This is a genomic window from Streptomyces sp. DSM 40750, from assembly GCF_024612035.1.
Classification (GTDB): Bacteria; Actinomycetota; Actinomycetes; order Streptomycetales; family Streptomycetaceae; genus Streptomyces.
On record NZ_CP102513.1, the window covers coordinates 3629905 to 3647464 of the forward strand.

Sequence of the window (17560 nt, forward strand, 5' to 3'; positions counted from 1 at the left end):
GGCCCGTCACTCGGCCAACTCCCAGATCAGCACCTCGACCGGGGTGGAGACGGCGACCAGCTCCGCCCCCTTCTCGTCCTCCGCCCGCACCGAGTCGCCGGGCCCCAGCTCATGGGGCCCGACCCGGACGGTGCCGCGTACGACATGCAGATACGTCCGCGCCGCGTCCGGCACGGCGGTCCGCTCCCCCGCCGTGACCAGCCGCCGTACGTGCAGCATGGCGCCCGCCTCGGGGACGGCGTACGGCGTGGAGTCGGCGATGCCGCGGACGATCTCGTACGCCGGGTCGCCGCCGGGGTCCAGCGGGGCCAGCCACATCTGCACGAAGGTCAGCGGCTCGGAGCCGTCGTTGCGCTCCACGTGCCGTACGCCGCCCGCCGAGCTGAGCCGCTGGACGTCGCCGGGGCGGACGACCGTCTCGTGGCCGGTGGTGTCCCGGTGGGTCAGCTCCCCCTCGACGACCCAGGTGACGATCTCGGTGTGGCTGTGCGGATGCTCGTCGAACCCGGCGCCGGGCGCGAGCCGCTCCTCGTTGCAGGCGATCACCGCACCGAAGCGCAGGTTGTCCGGGTCGTAGTGCGCCCCGAAGGAGAAGGCGTGCCGGGACCCGATGCCGGCCGCCGGGTCACCGCCTCGGTAGCGCGTGTCGGCGCGCCGTACGTCCATCACGGCTCCACGGTATCCCCGGCGACCTCGCCCAGCACCGGTCGGCGCCGTCCAGCACGGGTCGGCGCCATCCGGCCCGTCCGGCGTTCGAGGACGAGGCCGTTCAGGCCGGAAGCGCGGGTCCGGGAGCGGCGGCCCCCGGCAGACGCACAACTGCGGCCCACGACCCTCCAGAGCAAGCCGACGCAGCGATAAGGCAGTCTTGTCCCGTGCCCGAACCCAGCAAATCCCACCCCGCACCGTCCGTCCACGCGCACGTCGCGACATTGAAGCGGCTGGAGAAGTCGTCCGGAAGCCTCGCCGCGCAGGCCATCGCGCGGATGGACGAGACGCTGCCCTGGTACCGGGCGATGCCACCCGAGAACCGGTCGTGGATCGGGCTGGTCGCCCAGGCCGGTATCGCCGCGTTCACGGAGTGGTTCCGGCATCCGGACGCCCCGCAGGCCATCTCCACCGACGTCTTCGGGACCGCGCCGCGTGAACTGACCCGGGCGATCACGCTCCGGCAGACCGTGGAGATGGTGCGCACGACCATCGAGGTCATGGAGTCCGCCATCGACGAGGTGGCCGCCCCCGGTGACGAGAGCGTGCTGCGCGAGGCGCTGCTCGTCTACGCGCGGGAGATCGCCTTCGCCACCGCCCAGGTGTACGCGCAGGCCGCCGAGGCGCGGGGTGCCTGGGACGCCCGGCTCGAGTCCCTGGTCGTGAACGCGGTGCTCAGCGGCGAGGCCGACGAGGGCGCCGTGAGCAGGGCCGCCGCCCTCGGCTGGAACTCCCCCGAGCATGTCTGCGTGGTCCTCGGCACCGCCCCGGACGGCGACAGCGAGCTGACCGTGGAGGCCATCCGGCGCGCGGCCCGGCACGCCAAGCTCCAGGTGCTCACCGGCGTCCTCGGCGACCGGCTGGTGGTGATCGCCGGCGGCAGCAACGACCCGTTGCAGGTGGCGAAGTCGCTGATCGGACCGTATGCGGCGGGTCCGGTGGTGGCCGGGCCGATCGTGCCCGACCTGCTGGCCGCGACCCGGTCCGCGCAGGCGGCGGCCGCTGGACTCAAGGCCTGTTCGGCGTGGCAGGACGCGCCCCGGCCCGTCCTGGCGGACGATCTGCTTCCGGAGCGCGCGATCGCGGGCGACCCCAGCGCGCGTGAGCAACTGGTGGAGGAGATCTACAGACCGCTGGAGGAGGCCGGCTCCGCGCTCCTGGAGACGCTCAGCGTCTTTCTCGAACAAGCCTCAAGTCTCGAGGGAGCGGCCCGGATGCTCTTCGTCCATCCCAACACCGTGCGCTACCGGCTCCGACGTGTGACTGACGTCACCGGCTGGTCGCCCTCCGATGTACGCTCGGCCTTCACCTTGCGGATCGCGCTGATCCTGGGGCGTCTGGTGGATGGGGATCTCCAGCTCTAGGGTTTTGTCGGAGAGCTACAAAACCCCCTCGTGTTCTTCGTCCCTGTCCCCACGGGCGGCCGTAGCCGTCCCCAAGAGAGAGTGTGAGAGTGCTCGTACTCGTCGCTCCCGGCCAGGGCGCCCAGACGCCCGGCTTCCTGACTCCTTGGCTCGACCTCCCCGGCGCCGCCGACCGTGTCGGCCAGTGGTCGGACGCCATCGGCCTCGACCTCGCCCACTACGGCACCGAGGCCGACGCCGACGCGATCCGCGACACCGCCGTCGCCCAGCCGCTGCTCGTCGCGGCCGGTCTGCTGTCCGCCGCCGCCCTAGGTGACGTGGTGCCCGGCGCGGTCGCCGGGCACAGCGTCGGTGAGATCACCGCCGCCGCGTTCGCCGGTGTCCTCGACGACACGGCCGCGCTGACGCTCGTGCGCAAGCGGGGCCTGGCCATGGCCGAGGCCGCCGCGATCACCGAGACCGGTATGTCCGCGCTGCTCGGCGGCGACCCCGACACGACGGTTCGGCATCTGGAGAAGCTGGGTCTGACCCCCGCGAACGTGAACGGCGCGGGCCAGATCGTCGCCGCCGGCACCCTGGAGCAGCTGGCCGCCCTGGAGGCGGACAAGCCCGAGGGCGTACGACGGGTCGTCGCCCTGAAGGTCGCCGGCGCCTTCCACACGCACCACATGTCCCCCGCCGTCGAGACCCTCGCCAAGGCCGCCGAGGATCTGTCGCCCGGGGACCCCACGGTCACCTACGTCTCGAACAAGGACGGGCAGGCCGTCGCGACCGGCGCCGAGGTGCTCTCCCGTCTGGTCGGCCAGGTCGCCAACCCGGTCCGTTGGGACCTGTGCATGGAGACCTTCAAGGAGCTGGGCGTGACCGCGCTCGTCGAGGTGTGCCCCGGCGGCACGCTCACCGGTCTCGCCAAGCGCGCGCTGCCGGGCGTGGCGACGGTGGCGCTCAAGACACCCGACGACCTCGACGCCGCTCGCGCGCTCATCGCCGAGCACCTGAATTAGGAGCCCTGGAGCAATGTCGAAGATCAGGCCGAGCAAGGGCGCCCCCTACGCACGCATCCTCGGCGTGGGCGGTTACCGCCCGGTCCGGGTGGTGCCCAACGACGTGATCCTGGAGAAGATCGACTCGTCCGACGAGTGGATCCGCTCCCGCTCCGGCATCGAGAGCCGGCACTGGGCGAACGACGAGGAGACCGTCGCCGCCATGTCGATCGAGGCGTCCGGCAAGGCGATCGCCGACGCCGGCATCTCCGTCGAGCAGATCGGCGCCGTCGTCGTCGCGACCGTCTCGCACTTCAGCCAGACCCCGGCCGTCGCCACCGAGATCGCCGACAAGCTGGGCACGTCCAAGGCCGCCGCCTTCGACATCTCGGCCGGCTGCGCGGGCTTCGGCTACGGCCTGACGCTCGCCAAGGGCATGGTCGTGGAAGGTTCCGCGGACTACGTCCTGGTCATCGGCGTCGAGCGGCTGTCGGATCTGACCGACCTGGAAGACCGGGCCACGGCCTTCCTCTTCGGTGACGGCGCCGGCGCTGTCGTCGTCGGTCCCTCCCAGGAGCCGCACATCGGCCCGACGGTGTGGGGTTCCGAGGGCGACAAGGCCGGAACGATCAAGCAGACGGTCCCGTGGGACGAGTACCGGATCGGTGACCTCGAAAAGCTCCCGCTCGACAGCGAGGGCAATGTCAAGTTCCCCGCGATCACGCAGGAGGGCCAAGCGGTGTTCCGCTGGGCCGTGTTCGAGATGGCGAAGGTCGCGCAGCAGGCGCTGGACGCGGCCGGAATCGGCTCGGACGACCTGGACGTCTTCATTCCGCACCAGGCCAACGAGCGGATCATCGACTCGATGGTGAAGACACTCAAGCTGCCGGAGCATGTCACGGTCGCGCGTGACGTACGCACCACCGGCAACACCTCGGCCGCCTCGATCCCGCTCGCGATGGAGCGGCTCCTGGCGACCGGCGAGGCGAAGAGCGGCGACACCGCGCTCGTCATCGGCTTCGGGGCGGGTCTCGTGTACGCCGCGACGGTCGTTACCCTCCCCTAGGCACCCGTGCCGGATCTTGTGGTCCGACGCGGGAGAAGCACAACCTGCCGCTGACGCGGCGGGCCGCCAACCCTCTGGAAATCTACGAAGGAGCGCCTGACATGGCCGCCACCCAGGAAGAGATCGTCGCCGGTCTCGCCGACATCGTGAACGAGATCGCCGGCATCCCGGTCGAGGACGTCCAGCTGGACAAGTCCTTCACCGACGACCTGGACGTCGACTCCCTGTCCATGGTCGAGGTCGTCGTCGCCGCCGAAGAGCGCTTCGACGTCAAGATCCCGGACGACGACGTCAAGAACCTCAAGACGGTCGGCGACGCGACCAACTACATCCTCAAGAACCAGGCCTGATCCGGCGGATCGGGTCCGGCCCGGTCCGCGGAGCAGTCCGTTTGCCCCGCCACCCGGCGGTGGCGCCGCTGAATCCTCGTAACCGTTGGAGAAAATTCCCGTGAGCTCGACCAATCGCACCGTGGTCGTCACCGGTATCGGCGCAACCACACCGCTGGGTGGCGACGCGACTTCCACCTGGGAGGGGCTGATCGCCGGCCGGTCCGGTGTCCGCGCCCTGGAGCAGGAATGGGCCGCCGAGCAGGCGGTCCGTATCGCCGCGCCGGTCGCGGTGGAGCCGACCGAGGTCATTCCCCGGCCGCAGGCCCGCCGTCTCGACCGCTCGGCGCAGTTCGCGCTGATCGCGGCCAAGGAGGCGTGGGCCGACGCCGGTTACGCCGAGACCTCGGCCGACGACGGCACCGTCGACGCGGACCGGGTCGGCGCGGTCATCGCCTCCGGCATCGGCGGCGTCACGACGCTGCTCGACCAGTACGACGTGCTGAAGGAGAAGGGCGTACGCCGCGTCTCCCCGCACACCGTGCCCATGCTGATGCCCAACGGCCCGTCCGCCAACGTCGGTCTGTACGTGGGCGCCCGCGCCGGTGTGCACACCCCGGTCTCCGCCTGCGCGTCGGGCGCCGAGGCCATCGGTTACGCCATCGAGATGATCCGCACCGGCCGCGCCGACGTCGTGATCGCCGGTGGCACCGAGGCCGCCATCCACCCGCTGCCGATCGCCGCGTTCGGCAACATGATGGCGATGTCCAAGAACAACGAGAACCCGCAGGGCGCGTCCCGTCCGTACGACACCGGCCGTGACGGCTTCGTCCTCGGCGAGGGTGCCGGTGTCGTCGTCCTGGAGTCGGCCGAGCACGCGGCGGCGCGGGGTGCCCGTGTCTACGCCGAGGCCGTGGGCCAGGGCATCTCCGCCGACGGCCACGACATCGTGCAGCCCGAGCCGGAGGGGCGGGGCATCGCCCACGCCCTGCAGAACCTGCTGGACCGCACCGACCTCGACCCGGCGGAGATCGTGCACGTCAACGCGCACGGGACGTCGACGCCGGCCGGTGACATCGCCGAGCTGAAGGCGCTGCGGAAGGTGTTCGGTGACGACACCGACCACTTCGCGGTGTCCGCGACGAAGTCCATGACCGGGCATCTGCTCGGCGGTGCCGGCGGTGTGGAGACGGTGGCGACGGTGCTCGCGCTGTACCACCGGGTGGCTCCGCCGACGATCAACGTGGAGAACCTCGACCCCGAGGCCGAGGCCAACGCCGACATCGTCCGCGGCGAAGCCCGCAAGCTGCCGGTGGAGGGCCGTATCGCCGCCCTGAACGACTCGTTCGGGTTCGGCGGGCACAACGTGGTGCTGGCGTTCCGTACGGTCTGATTCGCCGTCATACGAAGATGAAGGGCCCCCACCGTGCGGTGGGGGCCCTTCATGCGTGCTGAGCGGTCATCACACCACCTGATGCAGCCAACGCACCGGGGCGCCCTCTCCCGCGTATCTGAACGACTCCAACTCGTCGTCCCAGGGCTTGCCGAGGAGTTTGGCGATCTCGGCCTCCAGGTCGGTCTCGCCGCGCTGGGACCTCGTGAGCGCCGCTCTGAGGCGGTCCTCGGGGATGAGGATGTCGCCGTGGATACCGGTGACGGCGTGGAAGATGCCGAGGTCGGGGGTGCAGCTGTAGCGCTCGCCCTCGGCGGTGGCGCAGGGCTCGGCGGTGACCTCGAAGCGGAGCAGGTGCCAGCCGCGCAGCGCGGACGCGAGCTTGGAGGCCGTACCGGCCTGCCCCTGCCAGGAGAACTCGGAGCGCCAGGTGCCCGGGGCGGCCGGCTGCCGGATCCAGTCGAGGTTCACGCGCGTCCCGAGAACCCCTGCGACGGCCCACTCGACGTGCGGGCACAGCGCACGCGGCGCGGAGTGCACGTACAGGACTCCACGTGTCGTCACCGGGGCCTCCACAGAGCAGGACATCTTGTCGTTTGCTGGAACGGCGGTGGCGGAGCCGCCACGTGGCGAGGCTACCGTGCGGCGGAGCAAGGAGTGTGACGTACCGTCGGAGCCAGAGCCAGGAAGAACGCGGGTTTCACCCGAGGGGACGCCTGTGCGGTACGGAACAGTTGCACCTTTCGCCACGCCATTCGCATTCGCCTCCCGCGTCGGGAACCCTCGTGCGTTGTCATGGGTGAGAACTTGCACGTGTATGACCGACGAGGGGACCAGGGGATGCGGAAGCGACGCCACCGATCGAGGGCGGTGTTCGGCGCGGGCTTGGCGGCGGTCCTGCTGGCCGTGACCGGCTGTGACGCCACCGGTGGCAACTCCCCCGGCCCCGAAGGGACGGAGCCGAAGGCCAGGCCTTCCGCGTCGCCCACCCCCACCCCCGCCTGGGACAGCACCCCCGAATCGCTGGTCGCCGTCGGCGACTCCATCACCCGCGGCTTCGACGCGTGCAAGGTGCTGTCCGACTGCCCCGAGGTGTCGTGGGCGACCGGCAGCGACGCCTCGGTCGACAGTCTCGCCGTACGGCTGCTGGGTGCGGCCGGGGCCGCACAGCGGAGCTGGAACTACGCGGTGACCGGGGCCCGGATGGCCGACCTGCCGAGTCAGATGGCACAGGCGGTGACGCGTAGGCCGGAGCTCGTCGCGGTGATGATCGGCGCGAACGACGCGTGCCGTGCGAGCGCCGCCGACATGACCCCGGTCGCCGACTTCCGCGCCGACTTCGAGGACGCGATGGCGGCCCTGCGCGACAGCCTGCCCAAGGCACAGGTGTTCGTGGCGAGCGTCCCGGACCTGAAGCGGCTGTGGTCGGAGGGCCGTACGAACCCGGTCGGCAAGCAGGTCTGGAAGCTGGGCATCTGCCCGTCCATGCTGGCCGACCCCGACCTCCTCACCACGACGGCCACCGAGCGGCGCGACGCCGTCCAGGACCGGGTGGAGGCGTACAACGACGTCCTGCGCGAGGTGTGCGAGGAGGACCGCTACTGCCGCTACGACGGGGACGCCGTCTTCGACTACCGCTTCGGGCAGGCCCAGCTCAGCCAGTGGGACTGGTTCCATCCGAGCGTGAACGGGCAAGCGCGGCTGGCGGAGATCGCGTACCGGATCATCAGCGAGAAGGACGCGTGACCTGGGGTTCTTCCGTGACCTAGGGTTTCGCTCATGAGCGAACTCTTCGGCACACTTTCCGACGGCACGCCTGTTCATCGCTGGACGCTGGAGCGGGGCGGCACCCGGGTGCGGGTCCTGACGTACGGCGGGATCGTGCAGTCGGTCGAGGTACCGGACCGGGACGGGCGGCCGGCGGATGTGGTGCTGGGGTTCGCGGACCTCGACGGGTATCTCCGCAATCAGGGACCGTTCTTCGGGGCGCTCATCGGCCGGTACGCCAACCGGATCGCCCGGGGGCGGTTCACCCTCGACGGGCACGCGTACGAGCTGGAGTGCAACAACCCGCCGAACTCGCTGCATGGTGGTCCGCTCGGCTACGACAAGCGGGTGTGGGACGCCGAGGGCGTCGAGGACGGGGCCGGCGTACGGCTGTCGCGGGTGAGTCCGGACGGGGAGGAAGGGTTTCCCGGGCGGCTGGAGGTCTCCGCGACGTACACGCTGGATGAGGACGGGCGTGCGCTGCGGATCGCGTATGAGGCGGTCACCGATGCGCCGACCGTCGTGAACCTCACCAACCACTCGTACTGGAATCTGGCCGGGGCCACCTCCGGTAACGCGGGTGGGCATGAGCTGCGGATCGACGCGTCCCGGGTGACGCCGGTGGACGCGGATCTTGTTCCGACGGGTGAACTGGCGGAGGTGGAGGGGACGCGGTTCGACTTCCGGGTGGCGCGGAAGGTGGGGGCCGGGTACGACCACAACTTCGTGCTCGACAAGGGCGTTACGGGGAGCGCCGAGGTGGTGGCCGAGCTCTGTGAGCCCGGGTCGGGGCGGGTGTTGAGCGTGGCGACCACCGAGCCGGGGATGCAGCTTTATACGGCGGATCATCTGGAGGGTCCTTTTGGGCCCGGGGATGGGATCGCGCTGGAGACGCAGCACTTTCCCGATTCGCCGAACCGGCCGCGGTTTCCCAGTACGGAACTGCGGCCGGGGGCGGTTTATCGGTCGGAGACGGTTTACGGGTTCGGGGTGCGTGCGTAGTCGGGTGCGATGGTTGCCGTGAGGCGGCGGTCGGCCACGGAACGCCCCGCCTCGACCTCGTACGAACCCTCCACGTACACCCACGAGTTGGCGGTCTCGTCCCAGATCTCGAAGGCTCGGCGCGGGAGTCGGATGACGGCCTCCGTCGTCTCGCCGGGGGCCGCCTCCACCGTCGCGAACCCTGCCAGCCAGCGGGGCGGGCGGTTGGCGTCCGGGGTCGTGGGGGCCAGGTAGAGCTGGATTGTCTCCCGGCCCGCCCGGTCGCCCGTGTTGCGGACACGTACCGTCGCCGTCGTACCGTCCGTGACCTCGATGGACTCGTACGTCCAGTCGGTGTAGCCGAGGCCGTGGCCGAAGGGGTACGAGGGGGTCGCGCCGTTCTTCTCCCAGGCCCGGTAGCCGATGAACACGTCCTCGTCGTAGGCGAGTTCACCGGCTGTCGGGACGACCTGGGTGACGGGGGCGTCCGGGAGGGCGCACCAGGTGGTGGGGAGGCGGCCGCCGGGCTCGTGGGTGCCGGTGAGGACGTCGGCCAGGGCGGCGCCGCCCTCCTGGCCGGGGAACCAGGTGAGGAGGACGGCGGCGACGTCGTCGCGCCACGGGAGTTCCACCGGGGAGCCTGAGTTGACGACGACGACCGTGTCGGGGTTGGCGGCGGCCACCGCGCGGACCAGGTCGTCCTGGCGGCCGGGGAGGTGGAGGTCCTTGCGGTCGAAGCCCTCGGACTCGACGCGTTCGGTGGTGGCGACCACGACGACGGCCGTGTCGGCGGCACGGGCGGCCTCCACGGCCTCGGCGATCAGGTCGTCGGGGTCGCGCTGCGGTTCCTGGTGGCAGAGGGAGAAGGCGACGACCTTCACAGGGAGGTTGTCGGGGAGTGCCACGACGTAGGAGAGGGAGACCTCGACCGGGGTGCCTGCGGTCAGATCGGCCTCGGCCCGGGGTACGGGGGCGCCGAAGAACGACACGAAGGGGTCGTCCTTGTCGGTGGTCTGGACGGCGTCGAAGTACGTCGTGCCGTCGATGGTGAGCTTGAAGGCGCCGAGGCCCTTGATGCCGAAGGTGTGCGGGCCGCTCTCGCGCGGGGTGAACGTTCCGGTCAACTCGACGGTGTGCAGGGCTTCGGGGGTGACGCCCTCGGGAAGGGCGGTGTCGAACCACTGGACGGTGCCGTTGGGGGCGGGGTCCGCGCCGATGACGTGACCGTCGGCGTCCCGGCAGATGGCGCGGAGTGCGAATCCCTTGTCGGCGACGGCCAGTTCGGTGTTCGGGTCGGCGCCCACCGCGTACGTCAGCGTGCCCTCGGGGAAGGCGGCCGTGAGGCCGTCGAGCGGGGAGACGATCCGGGGCGGGAAGACGGTGGCGGAGCCGCCGCCGAGGACGCGGGCGTCGCGGGCCGCGGAACCGATCAGCGCGATCTTCGCGCCGGGCCGCAGGGGCAGGGCCGGCTGCCCGTTCCGTACCTCGTTGCGGACGAGGACGAAGGCGCGGCGGGCGATCTCGCGGGCCAGGGCGTCGCCGTCGACGGTGGCGGGGGGCTCGGTGACCACCGGGTCGGCGCCCTCCAGGATGCCGACGCGGGCGGCGAGGCGCAGGACCCGGCGGACCGCCTCGTCGACCTTGGTCTCCTTGATCTCGCCGGTGCGTACGGCGGCGGCCAGGGCCTCGCCGTAGACGGTGACGGGGCCGGGCATCGCGACGTCGAGGCCGCCCTCGATGGCGCCGGTGGTCGAACGGGCGGCCATCCAGTCGGACACGTTGAAGCCGTCGAAGCCCCACTCGCCGCGCAGGACCTCGTTCACGAGGTAGTGGTGCTCGGTCATCGTGGTGCCGTTGACCGTGTTGTAGGCGGTCATGATGCCCCAGGGGTGGGCGTTGGCGACAATCGTCTCGAACGGGGCCAGGTACAGCTCGCGCAGGGCGCGTTCGGAGACGAGGTTGTTCACCGTGAAGCGGTCGGTCTCGGCGTCGTTGGCGACGAAGTGCTTGACCGTGGTGCCTACGCCGCCCGACTGGACGCCGTTCACATAGCCCGAGCCGATCTCGCCGGTGAGGTACGGGTCCTCGCTGTACGCCTCGAAGTGGCGGCCGCCGAGCGGGGAGCGGTGGAGGTTGACGGTGGGGGCGAGGAGGACGTGGACGCCCTTGCGACGGGCCTCCTGGGCCAGCAACACGCCTGCCCTGCGGGCGAGTTCGGGGTCCCAGGTGGCGGCGAGGGCGGTCGGGGAGGGCAGCGCGACGGACGGGTCGTCGGCGGTCCAGCGCACTCCTCGTACACCGATCGGGCCGTCGGACATCACGAGGGACTTCAGACCGATCTCGGGGAGCTCGGGGAGCGTCCACATGTCCTGGCCGGAGAGCAGCCGCGCCTTGGCGTCGAGGTCGAGCTTGCCGAGCGCCGCCTCCACGACCGCTTCGCGTGCCTCGTCGGCCGGGGTGGGGTTCATACCCGGGGTTGCCGCCATCGCGGTGCCTCCTCGTCGAGTCCGTTCTGTCCTCCCATCGTGCATCCATTACCTGTAGAGCGGTAGGTTTCGTTACCTTGCCGTTATGTCCAGTCGGGTCCAATGGGCCCATATGCCGTACGGTGACGCCATGAGCGGTACCAGGACCAGGGGCGTCAGGGGCGAGGAGCGGCGCGCCGAGATCGTGCGGGCGGCTCTGGAAGTGATCGCCGAGCGCGGCTACCGGGGCGCGAGCATGGCCGCGGTCGCCGAGCGCGTCGGGCTCACCCAGCAGGGGCTGCTGCACTACTTCCCCACCAAGGACGCGCTCCTCGTCGCCGTCCTCAAGGAACGCGACCGCTGGGACGCCGTGCCCGACAACCCGCTGCGGCTCGATCTGCTGGGTTCCCTCGTCGAGTACAACACCATGCGGCCCGGAATCGTCCAGACCTTCTCCGCGCTGCTCGGCGAGAGCGTCACCGAGGGGCATCCGGCGCGGGAGTTCTTCACCGACCGGTACGGGCGGGTGCGCGGGGCCATGGCGGAGGTGCTGCGCGCCGAGTACGGGGACCGGCTGCCCAGCGGGCTCACGCCCGAGCGGGCGGCGCCGCTGCTGGTGGCCGTGATGGACGGCTTGCAGTACCAGTGGCTGCTGGATCCGGAGGCCGTGGACATGCCGGGGGCGTTCCGGGACTTCCTGGCCCTGCTGGGTGAGGACGTGGACTGAGGGTCACCCGGCCGCGGGTACCGCCGCCACGACCTCGATCTCGATCCGCGCCTCCGGGCGGAAGAGCCGGGGCACCTCGAAGGTCATGCTGGTGGGCGGGGTTCCGGTGAGGAACTCCCTTCGTACGGAGCCGTATTCCTCCAGCCGGGAGATGTCGGTGAGATACGTGCGGATGCTGATGACGTCGGCCAGGGTCGCGCCGTGTGCCGCCAGCAGGGCGGTGAGGGTCTCGAAGACGCCCCGGCTCTGCTCGGCGAGCGTCGCGCCCTCGGCGATCTGGCCGGAGACGAACAACAGGGCGCTGCCGTCGGCGTGTTCGACGCGGGCGACCTGGGAGTAGTAGGGGCTCAGTGGCTGGGGCGCGGTGACGGGGTTGTCCAGGGTGACGTTCACGGGGCTCCTTCCGCGGGGGGCGGATGCGATCGACTCCGATGCGATCTTCTCCGTGTCCTCGACGCTAGGACCGCCGTACGTGATGCGACAAGCGAATCTCTAGCATGGCCGGCATGCCGAACTCGCATCGCAAGGCTCCGGTGGACGTGCCGGACGTGTCGGACGTGCCGGATGTGAACACGGTCTGGCTGCGCGTCTTCCTGGAGGTCGCCCGGCACGGCTCGTTCACCGTGGCCGCGCGCGCCCTCGGCTGGACGCAGTCGGCGGTGTCGCGGCAGATCTCCTCCCTGGAGGCGGCACTCGGCGGGGCACCGCTGTTCGACCGGTTGCCGCGGGGTGTGCGGCTGACTGAGGCCGGGCGGGTTCTCGTACCGCGTGCGGAGGCCGTCGCCGAGGTGCTGCACGGGGCCGGACGGGAGCTCGCGGCCCTGCGCGAAGTGGCCGGCGGGCGGCTGCGGTTCGGGGCGTTCGCCACGGCCGACGCGGCGCTCGTGCCGCGCGCGCTGGCCTCCTTTCGGGCCCGCCACCCCGGCGTCCGGCTCACCCGGGAGGAAGGCTTCACGCCCGTCCTCCTGGACCGCCTGGCCGCCGGCCACCTCGACCTGGCGGTCGTCTCGACGACGGGCGGCGCGCCGCTGGGGTCGTACGCACTCCACCACCTCCTGGACGAGTCCCTGTACGTCGCCGTCCCGGCCGGCCACCCCCTCGCGGACCGCCCCGGCCCCGTCCGCCTCGGCCAACTCGCCGACGCCGACTGGATCTCCGGCAGCCCACGCCCCGAGGGCACCCTCCTGGACGCGGCCCTGCGCCAGGGCTTCCGGCCGAGGGTCGCCCATGTCGTCGGCGAGTGGACCGCCAAGCTGGGCTACGTCGCCACGGGCCTCGGCGTGACCCTGGTTCCGGCGCTCGCCGCCGAGTCCGTACGCCCGGACGTGGTGCTGCTGCCGGTACTGGACACGGGCGCCCCGGCGCGGGCGGTGTACGCGGCGACGGTGCGGGGGCGGTCGGAGTCGGCGGCGGCGGAGGCCTTCATCGGGGTGCTGCGGGAGGTGGTCGGGGAGATCCCCGCCTGGGGCCCCGGCCCTGATCCAGCGCACCTCCCGTAGCGCGCGCCACTCCCGTCACGCGATACTTTCGCCCGTTCGGCACCACGCTCCCCACGGCGACGGAAGGACCTGAACTCCCTTGAAATCCCTACGTGTTCGGATCGGCGTACTAGGACTCACACTGCTGGCGGGGCTCTCGGCCCCGACGACGGCCGACGGTGCCGAAGCGGATGTCTCGGCGACCGTCGAGGAGCAGCGGCTCGACCGGGCCGCACCCCAGGAGATCCTGGGGCGTTCCGGATTCGACGCCGTGGCCCCGGAGTTCGCGCGGGCGCTCGGCAAGGCGCGGTCGTATGCGCAGGCCGAGCGGATCGCCGTACGGGAGGGGGCGCGGTTGTGGGCGCGGGCGGTGGACCGGGCGCAGGGGCGGGGGCCGGCCCGCGGTGATCTGAGCCGGGACGACGACCGGCCCCTGTACTGGGCGCGGTTGGGGATGACGCGGGAAGTACGCGGCTGGGAGCCGGGGTTCGGACTGAGTGAACATCAGAGGACTGCTCTGCTCGGCGCGTTGGAGCGGGCGTCTCGCGGGCAGGACTCCATCCGCTATCCGGCGCACGGCTCCCATGGGAAGGGCGTGAAGCGGATCCTCGTCACCGGGTTCGATCCGTTCACGTTGGACCGGGACGTGCGGATCTCCAATCCGTCCGGGGCCACGGCCCTCGCCCTCGACGGGACGGTGATCCGGACCGCCGACGGGCCGGCGCGTATCGAGACCGCCGTCTTCCCCGTCCGCTGGCAGGACTTCGCGGACGGCACGGTCGAGCGCACGCTCCGGCGGCAGTTGCCCCGCGTGGATCTCTTCGCGACCGTCAGCCAGGGCCGGGTCGGCCGGTTCGACGTCGAGCGGACCAACGGGGCCTGGCGCGGCGGTTTCTCCGACAACGACAACATCGGCCGCACCGGGACCATCCCGGTGACCGACCCCGCCACACAGCCCCAGTGGACGTCGACGACCCTGCCGTACGGGGACATCGTCGCCGCCGACACCGGCCGCTTCCCGGTGTACGACAACACGAGCGTGACGGAGATCCCGGCGGGCGGCACGCAGGCGGTCGTACGGCCGGAAGGGCCGACCGCCGGGTCGACGGCGCGGGCCGGAGGCGGCGGCGACTACCTCTCCAACGAGATCGCCTACCGGGCCACACTCCTGCGCGACCGGCTGGGCCTCGACTCCCTGCCGGGCGGGCATGTGCACACGCCGGTCCTGCAGTTCGGGGCCGGCAACACGAATCCGGCGACCGGGGCCGTGACCGATCCCGAGTTCGTACGGAACCGGCTGGACATCGTGGCTCAGGTGCGGGCGATCGTGACCGTGGCGATCACTGGCTCGACCGGGTGAGGGGCGGTTGACCTCACGCTATGACCGTGAGGACGGCGAGGCGATGACCGCCACGGCGAGGATCTCGTTCACGCGCCGGCCCCCGGCTTACGGAGCATGGGGTTCGGGTGGCCGGGGTGGACGGCGCGGTTCTGCTCGTCCTCGTCCGCCGTCTCCTCGCCCAGCAGGTCGCGGGCCATGAGGGTGGCGCCCGCCACCGCGCCCGGCATCAGGAAGACGGCGACGAACGGCACCAGGAAGGCGAGGGCCAGCGGGGTGCCGAAGCCCCAGATCAGCATCTTGCGGGAGCGGAGCAGGGCGAGGCGGTCGCGGAGTTCGACGCGGCGGCGCTGGAGGGCCACGGCGGTCAGTTCCTCGGTGAGGAAGAAGCCGGTGACGAAGAAGCCGACCACGGGGACGACCGTCTGGCCGATGAACGGGACGAAGCCGAGGGCGAAGAGCAGTACGCCCCACAACAGCGCCCGCAGGACGATACGGAGGCTGTCGCGGGCCGAGATCGACAACTCCCGCCACAGCGACAGGCCGGACTCCGGTGCGGTGCCGTCGGGGGACACGTCGCGGTCGACCTTCTCCGAGAGGTTCTCGTAGAAGGGCTGGCCGATGAGGAGGGTCACGGCGGTGAAGGTGATGACCGCGAGGGCGAGGGCCAGGGCGAACAGGACGGCGGTGAGGAAGCCGCGGAAGAGGCCCGGCCAGGGGCTGGACCAGTCGTCCGCGAAGGGGGTGGCCCAGGTGACGAAGTCCGGGCCCCAGAGGGCCAGGGCCACGAGGGCGCCTATGTAGAGGACGAGGGTGATCAGGCCTGGGACGAGGCCGAAGCCGTATTGCTTGCCGTGTCGGGCCACCCAGCGTTGGCCACGGACGAGGTACTGGAAACCCACCCCTAGATCGCGCATGGGGCGCACTTTACCCAGCGGGATGAAGGGGGGTCCTCCGTGGGAGCCCCTTACTCGGCGAAGGCACCCTCGGCCGCGAACACCTGCTCCGCGAAGCGTTCTCCGATGTGGCGGTGGGTCCGGGCGTCCGGGTGGAGGTCGTCCGGGAGGGGGAGGGCCGAGGCGTCGGGCTCGCCGTAGAGGGTGCGGCCGTCGAGGTAGTGGAGGTGGGGGTCGTCCTTCGTACGTTGGGCCACCAGGGCGGAGAGCTCGTCCCGGATCAGTCGGAGGGTCAGTTTTCCGGGGGTGGGGTCCTCCGGGTCGCCCATGGCGCGGAAGCGGAGGCGGCCCTCGGCGAGTTCGGTGAAGTCGGGGGCGCTGGGGCCGGGAGTGTCCTCGTGGATCGGGCAGAGGATGGGGGAGACGACGAGGAGAGGCGCGGTGGGGTGGCCGTCGCGGAGGGTGTCGAGGAAGCCGTGGACGGCGGAGGTGAAGGCGCGCAGCCGCATCACGTCGTGGTTGACGAGGTTGATGCCGATCTTGACGCTGATCAGGTCGGCGGGGGTGTCCCGCATGGCGCGGGCGGTGAAGGGGTCGAGGAGGGCGCTGCCGCCGAGGCCCAGGTTGATCAGTTCGACGCCGCCGAGGGAGGCGGCGTGGGCGGGCCAGATGTTGGTGGGGCTGGCGGCGTCGGAGCCGTGGCTGATCGAGCTGCCGTGGTGCAGCCACACCCTGCGGCCCGGGTCCGGGGCGGGCTCGACGGGGGTGTCGGTGCGCAGGGCGACGAGTTCGGTGGTCTCGTTGTGCGGGAGCCAGATCTCGATCGTCTTGAGGTCGTCGGGGAGATCCGTGAAGGTGACGGTGCCGGGCGGGCCCGCGCGGTGCTCCGCCGTTCCGGCCGCCATGTCGATCGTCACGGTGTTGCCCCCCGGCACGCTCGTCTGGTCCGTCAGGCGGCCGTCGACGAGGAGGTCGTACACGCCGTCGGGGCGCGGCGGGGCGCCCACGTAGGTCCGCTTGGTGCGCAGGGCGTCGAGTTCGACGGCGGTGGCGCGGGTACGGAAGACCAGGCGTACGCCGGAGGGCTGGGACTCGACCATGGCCAGTTGCGGGTCGGCGCACTGGGCACGGGCCCGGGCGGGCAGCCGGTGCGGCAGTACGCCGTGCTCGGTGCGCTCCAACTCCAGGGCGCCGCGCAGGAGATCGGCGGTGATGGGGGTGGTGATCCAATCGTGCTTCTGACGCTTCGTGGGCATGGCTCAACCTGACGATCGGTGGGAGTGGATTGTCTGGCGGTGGGTGGGGCAGGTTGCCGGCCGGCCGGCGGGGTGGGGCAGGCTGCTGACGGTCGGCGGGCCTGAGGCAGTTGCCTGCCGGTCGGCGGGGTGGGCCGGCTGACGATCAACGGGGTGGATGCTCGGGCCAGTTGCGCAGCAGGGCGTCCAGCGCGTCCAGGATCCGCTCCCAGCTCTCCTGCGAGTCGGGGGCGCTGTGGCTGAAGCCGCCCGCCGACTCCAGGCTGACGTAGCCGTGGAAGACGCTGCCCAGCAGCCGGACCGCGTGCGTCTGGTCCGGTTCGATCACGTCGTAGCCGCGCAGGATCGCCCTCGTCATCTGCGCGTGCCGGCCGCCGGCGCTGGCCGCGGCCGTCTGCGGGTCGAGTCTGAACCGGGTCGCGGCATAGCGGCCGGGGTGTTCGCGGGCGTAGTCGCGGTACACGTTCGCCAGTGCCGTCAGCGCGTCCTTGCCGGCCCGCCCGGCGAGCGCGGCGGCGCCCCGGTCGGCCAGTTCCTCCAGGGCCAGCAGGGCGATCCGGGTCCTGAGGTCCTGGGAGTTCCTCACATGCGAGTACAGGCTCGCGACCTTCACGTCGAACCGTCGCGCGAGCTCCGAGACGGTCACCTCGTCGAAGCCGATCTCGTCGGCCAGCTCCGCGCCCGCCAGGGTCAGGCGTTCCGGGGTGAGCCCTACGCGTGCCATGGCCGTCCTTTCGCTCGGCTGGTCGACGTGGTCGACATGATCGACGTGGTCGATTATGCGGTTGCCTAAAGCCTCTAGGCAAAT

Annotated in this window: 17 protein-coding genes; 10 read left to right on the plus strand and 7 right to left on the minus strand. The window is 71.3% G+C overall.

Annotation, left to right across the window (positions count from 1 at the left end):
* Positions 1 to 6: 6 nt before the first annotated feature.
* Positions 7 to 666, minus strand: a complete 660-nt coding sequence (locus tag JIX55_RS16295) for a pirin family protein (RefSeq protein WP_257569344.1) — start codon at positions 664 to 666, stop codon at positions 7 to 9.
* A gap of 191 nt (positions 667 to 857) precedes the next feature.
* Between JIX55_RS16295 and fasR the strand changes: the two genes are divergently transcribed.
* The 5 genes from fasR to JIX55_RS16320 all read left to right on the plus strand — a co-directional run bounded on the left by fasR (position 858) and on the right by JIX55_RS16320 (position 5843).
* Positions 858 to 2072: a fatty acid biosynthesis transcriptional regulator FasR gene (fasR, locus tag JIX55_RS16300; RefSeq protein WP_443046706.1), complete on the plus strand. Its 1215-nt coding sequence runs from the start codon at positions 858 to 860 to the stop codon at positions 2070 to 2072.
* 89 nt (positions 2073 to 2161) lie between these two features.
* A complete protein-coding gene (locus tag JIX55_RS16305; RefSeq protein ID WP_257564053.1) occupies positions 2162 to 3076 on the plus strand; it encodes an ACP S-malonyltransferase in 915 nt (304 codons plus the stop codon).
* 13 nt (positions 3077 to 3089) lie between these two features.
* The gene (locus tag JIX55_RS16310) at positions 3090 to 4121 is read left to right on the plus strand and encodes a ketoacyl-ACP synthase III (protein ID WP_257564054.1); all 1032 of its coding nucleotides are present in this window, start codon (positions 3090 to 3092) and stop codon (positions 4119 to 4121) included.
* 101 nt (positions 4122 to 4222) lie between these two features.
* Positions 4223 to 4471 (plus strand): acyl carrier protein, encoded by a 249-nt coding sequence (locus JIX55_RS16315; RefSeq protein ID WP_257545932.1) that lies wholly within the window; start codon positions 4223 to 4225, stop codon positions 4469 to 4471.
* Between the two features lie 100 nt (positions 4472 to 4571).
* Entirely contained in the window at positions 4572 to 5843 is a 1272-nt protein-coding gene (locus JIX55_RS16320; protein ID WP_257564055.1) for a beta-ketoacyl-[acyl-carrier-protein] synthase family protein, read from the plus strand.
* 69 nt (positions 5844 to 5912) lie between these two features.
* Here JIX55_RS16320 and JIX55_RS16325 read toward each other — a convergent pair whose 3' ends face one another.
* Positions 5913 to 6407, minus strand: coding sequence for a DUF3145 domain-containing protein (locus JIX55_RS16325; protein ID WP_257564056.1), 495 nt, complete (start codon positions 6405 to 6407; stop codon positions 5913 to 5915).
* Positions 6408 to 6683: 276 nt separating this feature from the next.
* Between JIX55_RS16325 and JIX55_RS16330 the strand changes: the two genes are divergently transcribed.
* Complete coding sequence (locus tag JIX55_RS16330) at positions 6684 to 7589, plus strand: SGNH/GDSL hydrolase family protein (protein WP_257564057.1); 906 nt, start codon at positions 6684 to 6686, stop codon at positions 7587 to 7589.
* A gap of 33 nt (positions 7590 to 7622) precedes the next feature.
* Positions 7623 to 8612 carry an aldose epimerase family protein gene (locus JIX55_RS16335; RefSeq protein ID WP_257564058.1) on the plus strand — a complete coding sequence of 330 codons (990 nt, stop codon included), beginning with the start codon at positions 7623 to 7625 and terminating at the stop codon, positions 8610 to 8612.
* Here the strand turns inward: JIX55_RS16335 and JIX55_RS16340 are convergent.
* Entirely contained in the window at positions 8588 to 11077 is a 2490-nt protein-coding gene (locus JIX55_RS16340; protein WP_257564059.1) for a beta-glucosidase family protein, read from the minus strand. The genes JIX55_RS16335 and JIX55_RS16340 overlap by 25 nt on opposite strands.
* 112 nt (positions 11078 to 11189) lie before the next feature.
* Here JIX55_RS16340 and JIX55_RS16345 point away from each other — a divergent pair, with 112 nt between their 5' ends.
* Complete coding sequence (locus tag JIX55_RS16345) at positions 11190 to 11783, plus strand: TetR/AcrR family transcriptional regulator (RefSeq protein ID WP_257569345.1); 594 nt, start codon at positions 11190 to 11192, stop codon at positions 11781 to 11783.
* Positions 11784 to 11786: 3 nt separating this feature from the next.
* Here JIX55_RS16345 and JIX55_RS16350 read toward each other — a convergent pair whose 3' ends face one another.
* Entirely contained in the window at positions 11787 to 12176 is a 390-nt protein-coding gene (locus JIX55_RS16350) for a RidA family protein (RefSeq protein WP_257564060.1), read from the minus strand.
* Between the two features lie 104 nt (positions 12177 to 12280).
* On the opposite strand from JIX55_RS16350, the gene JIX55_RS16355 reads away from it, so the two are divergent.
* Both JIX55_RS16355 and JIX55_RS16360 read left to right on the plus strand, forming a co-directional pair.
* Positions 12281 to 13282, plus strand: coding sequence for a LysR family transcriptional regulator (locus JIX55_RS16355; RefSeq protein WP_443046427.1), 1002 nt, complete (start codon positions 12281 to 12283; stop codon positions 13280 to 13282).
* A 79-nt stretch (positions 13283 to 13361) separates the two neighbouring features.
* Positions 13362 to 14621, plus strand: coding sequence for a pyroglutamyl peptidase (locus JIX55_RS16360; RefSeq protein ID WP_257564062.1), 1260 nt, complete (start codon positions 13362 to 13364; stop codon positions 14619 to 14621).
* A 68-nt stretch (positions 14622 to 14689) separates the two neighbouring features.
* On the opposite strand, the gene JIX55_RS16365 is transcribed toward JIX55_RS16360, so the two are convergent.
* From JIX55_RS16365 to JIX55_RS16375, 3 genes are all read right to left on the minus strand, one after another.
* Positions 14690 to 15517: an EI24 domain-containing protein gene (locus JIX55_RS16365; protein ID WP_257564063.1), complete on the minus strand. Its 828-nt coding sequence runs from the start codon at positions 15515 to 15517 to the stop codon at positions 14690 to 14692.
* Positions 15518 to 15567: 50 nt separating this feature from the next.
* On the minus strand, positions 15568 to 16752 hold the full coding sequence (locus JIX55_RS16370; RefSeq protein ID WP_257564064.1) for a GDSL-type esterase/lipase family protein: 1185 nt from the start codon (positions 16750 to 16752) through the stop codon (positions 15568 to 15570).
* A gap of 145 nt (positions 16753 to 16897) precedes the next feature.
* Complete coding sequence (locus JIX55_RS16375; RefSeq protein WP_257564065.1) at positions 16898 to 17476, minus strand: TetR/AcrR family transcriptional regulator; 579 nt, start codon at positions 17474 to 17476, stop codon at positions 16898 to 16900.
* Between the last annotated feature and the right edge of the window lie 84 nt (positions 17477 to 17560).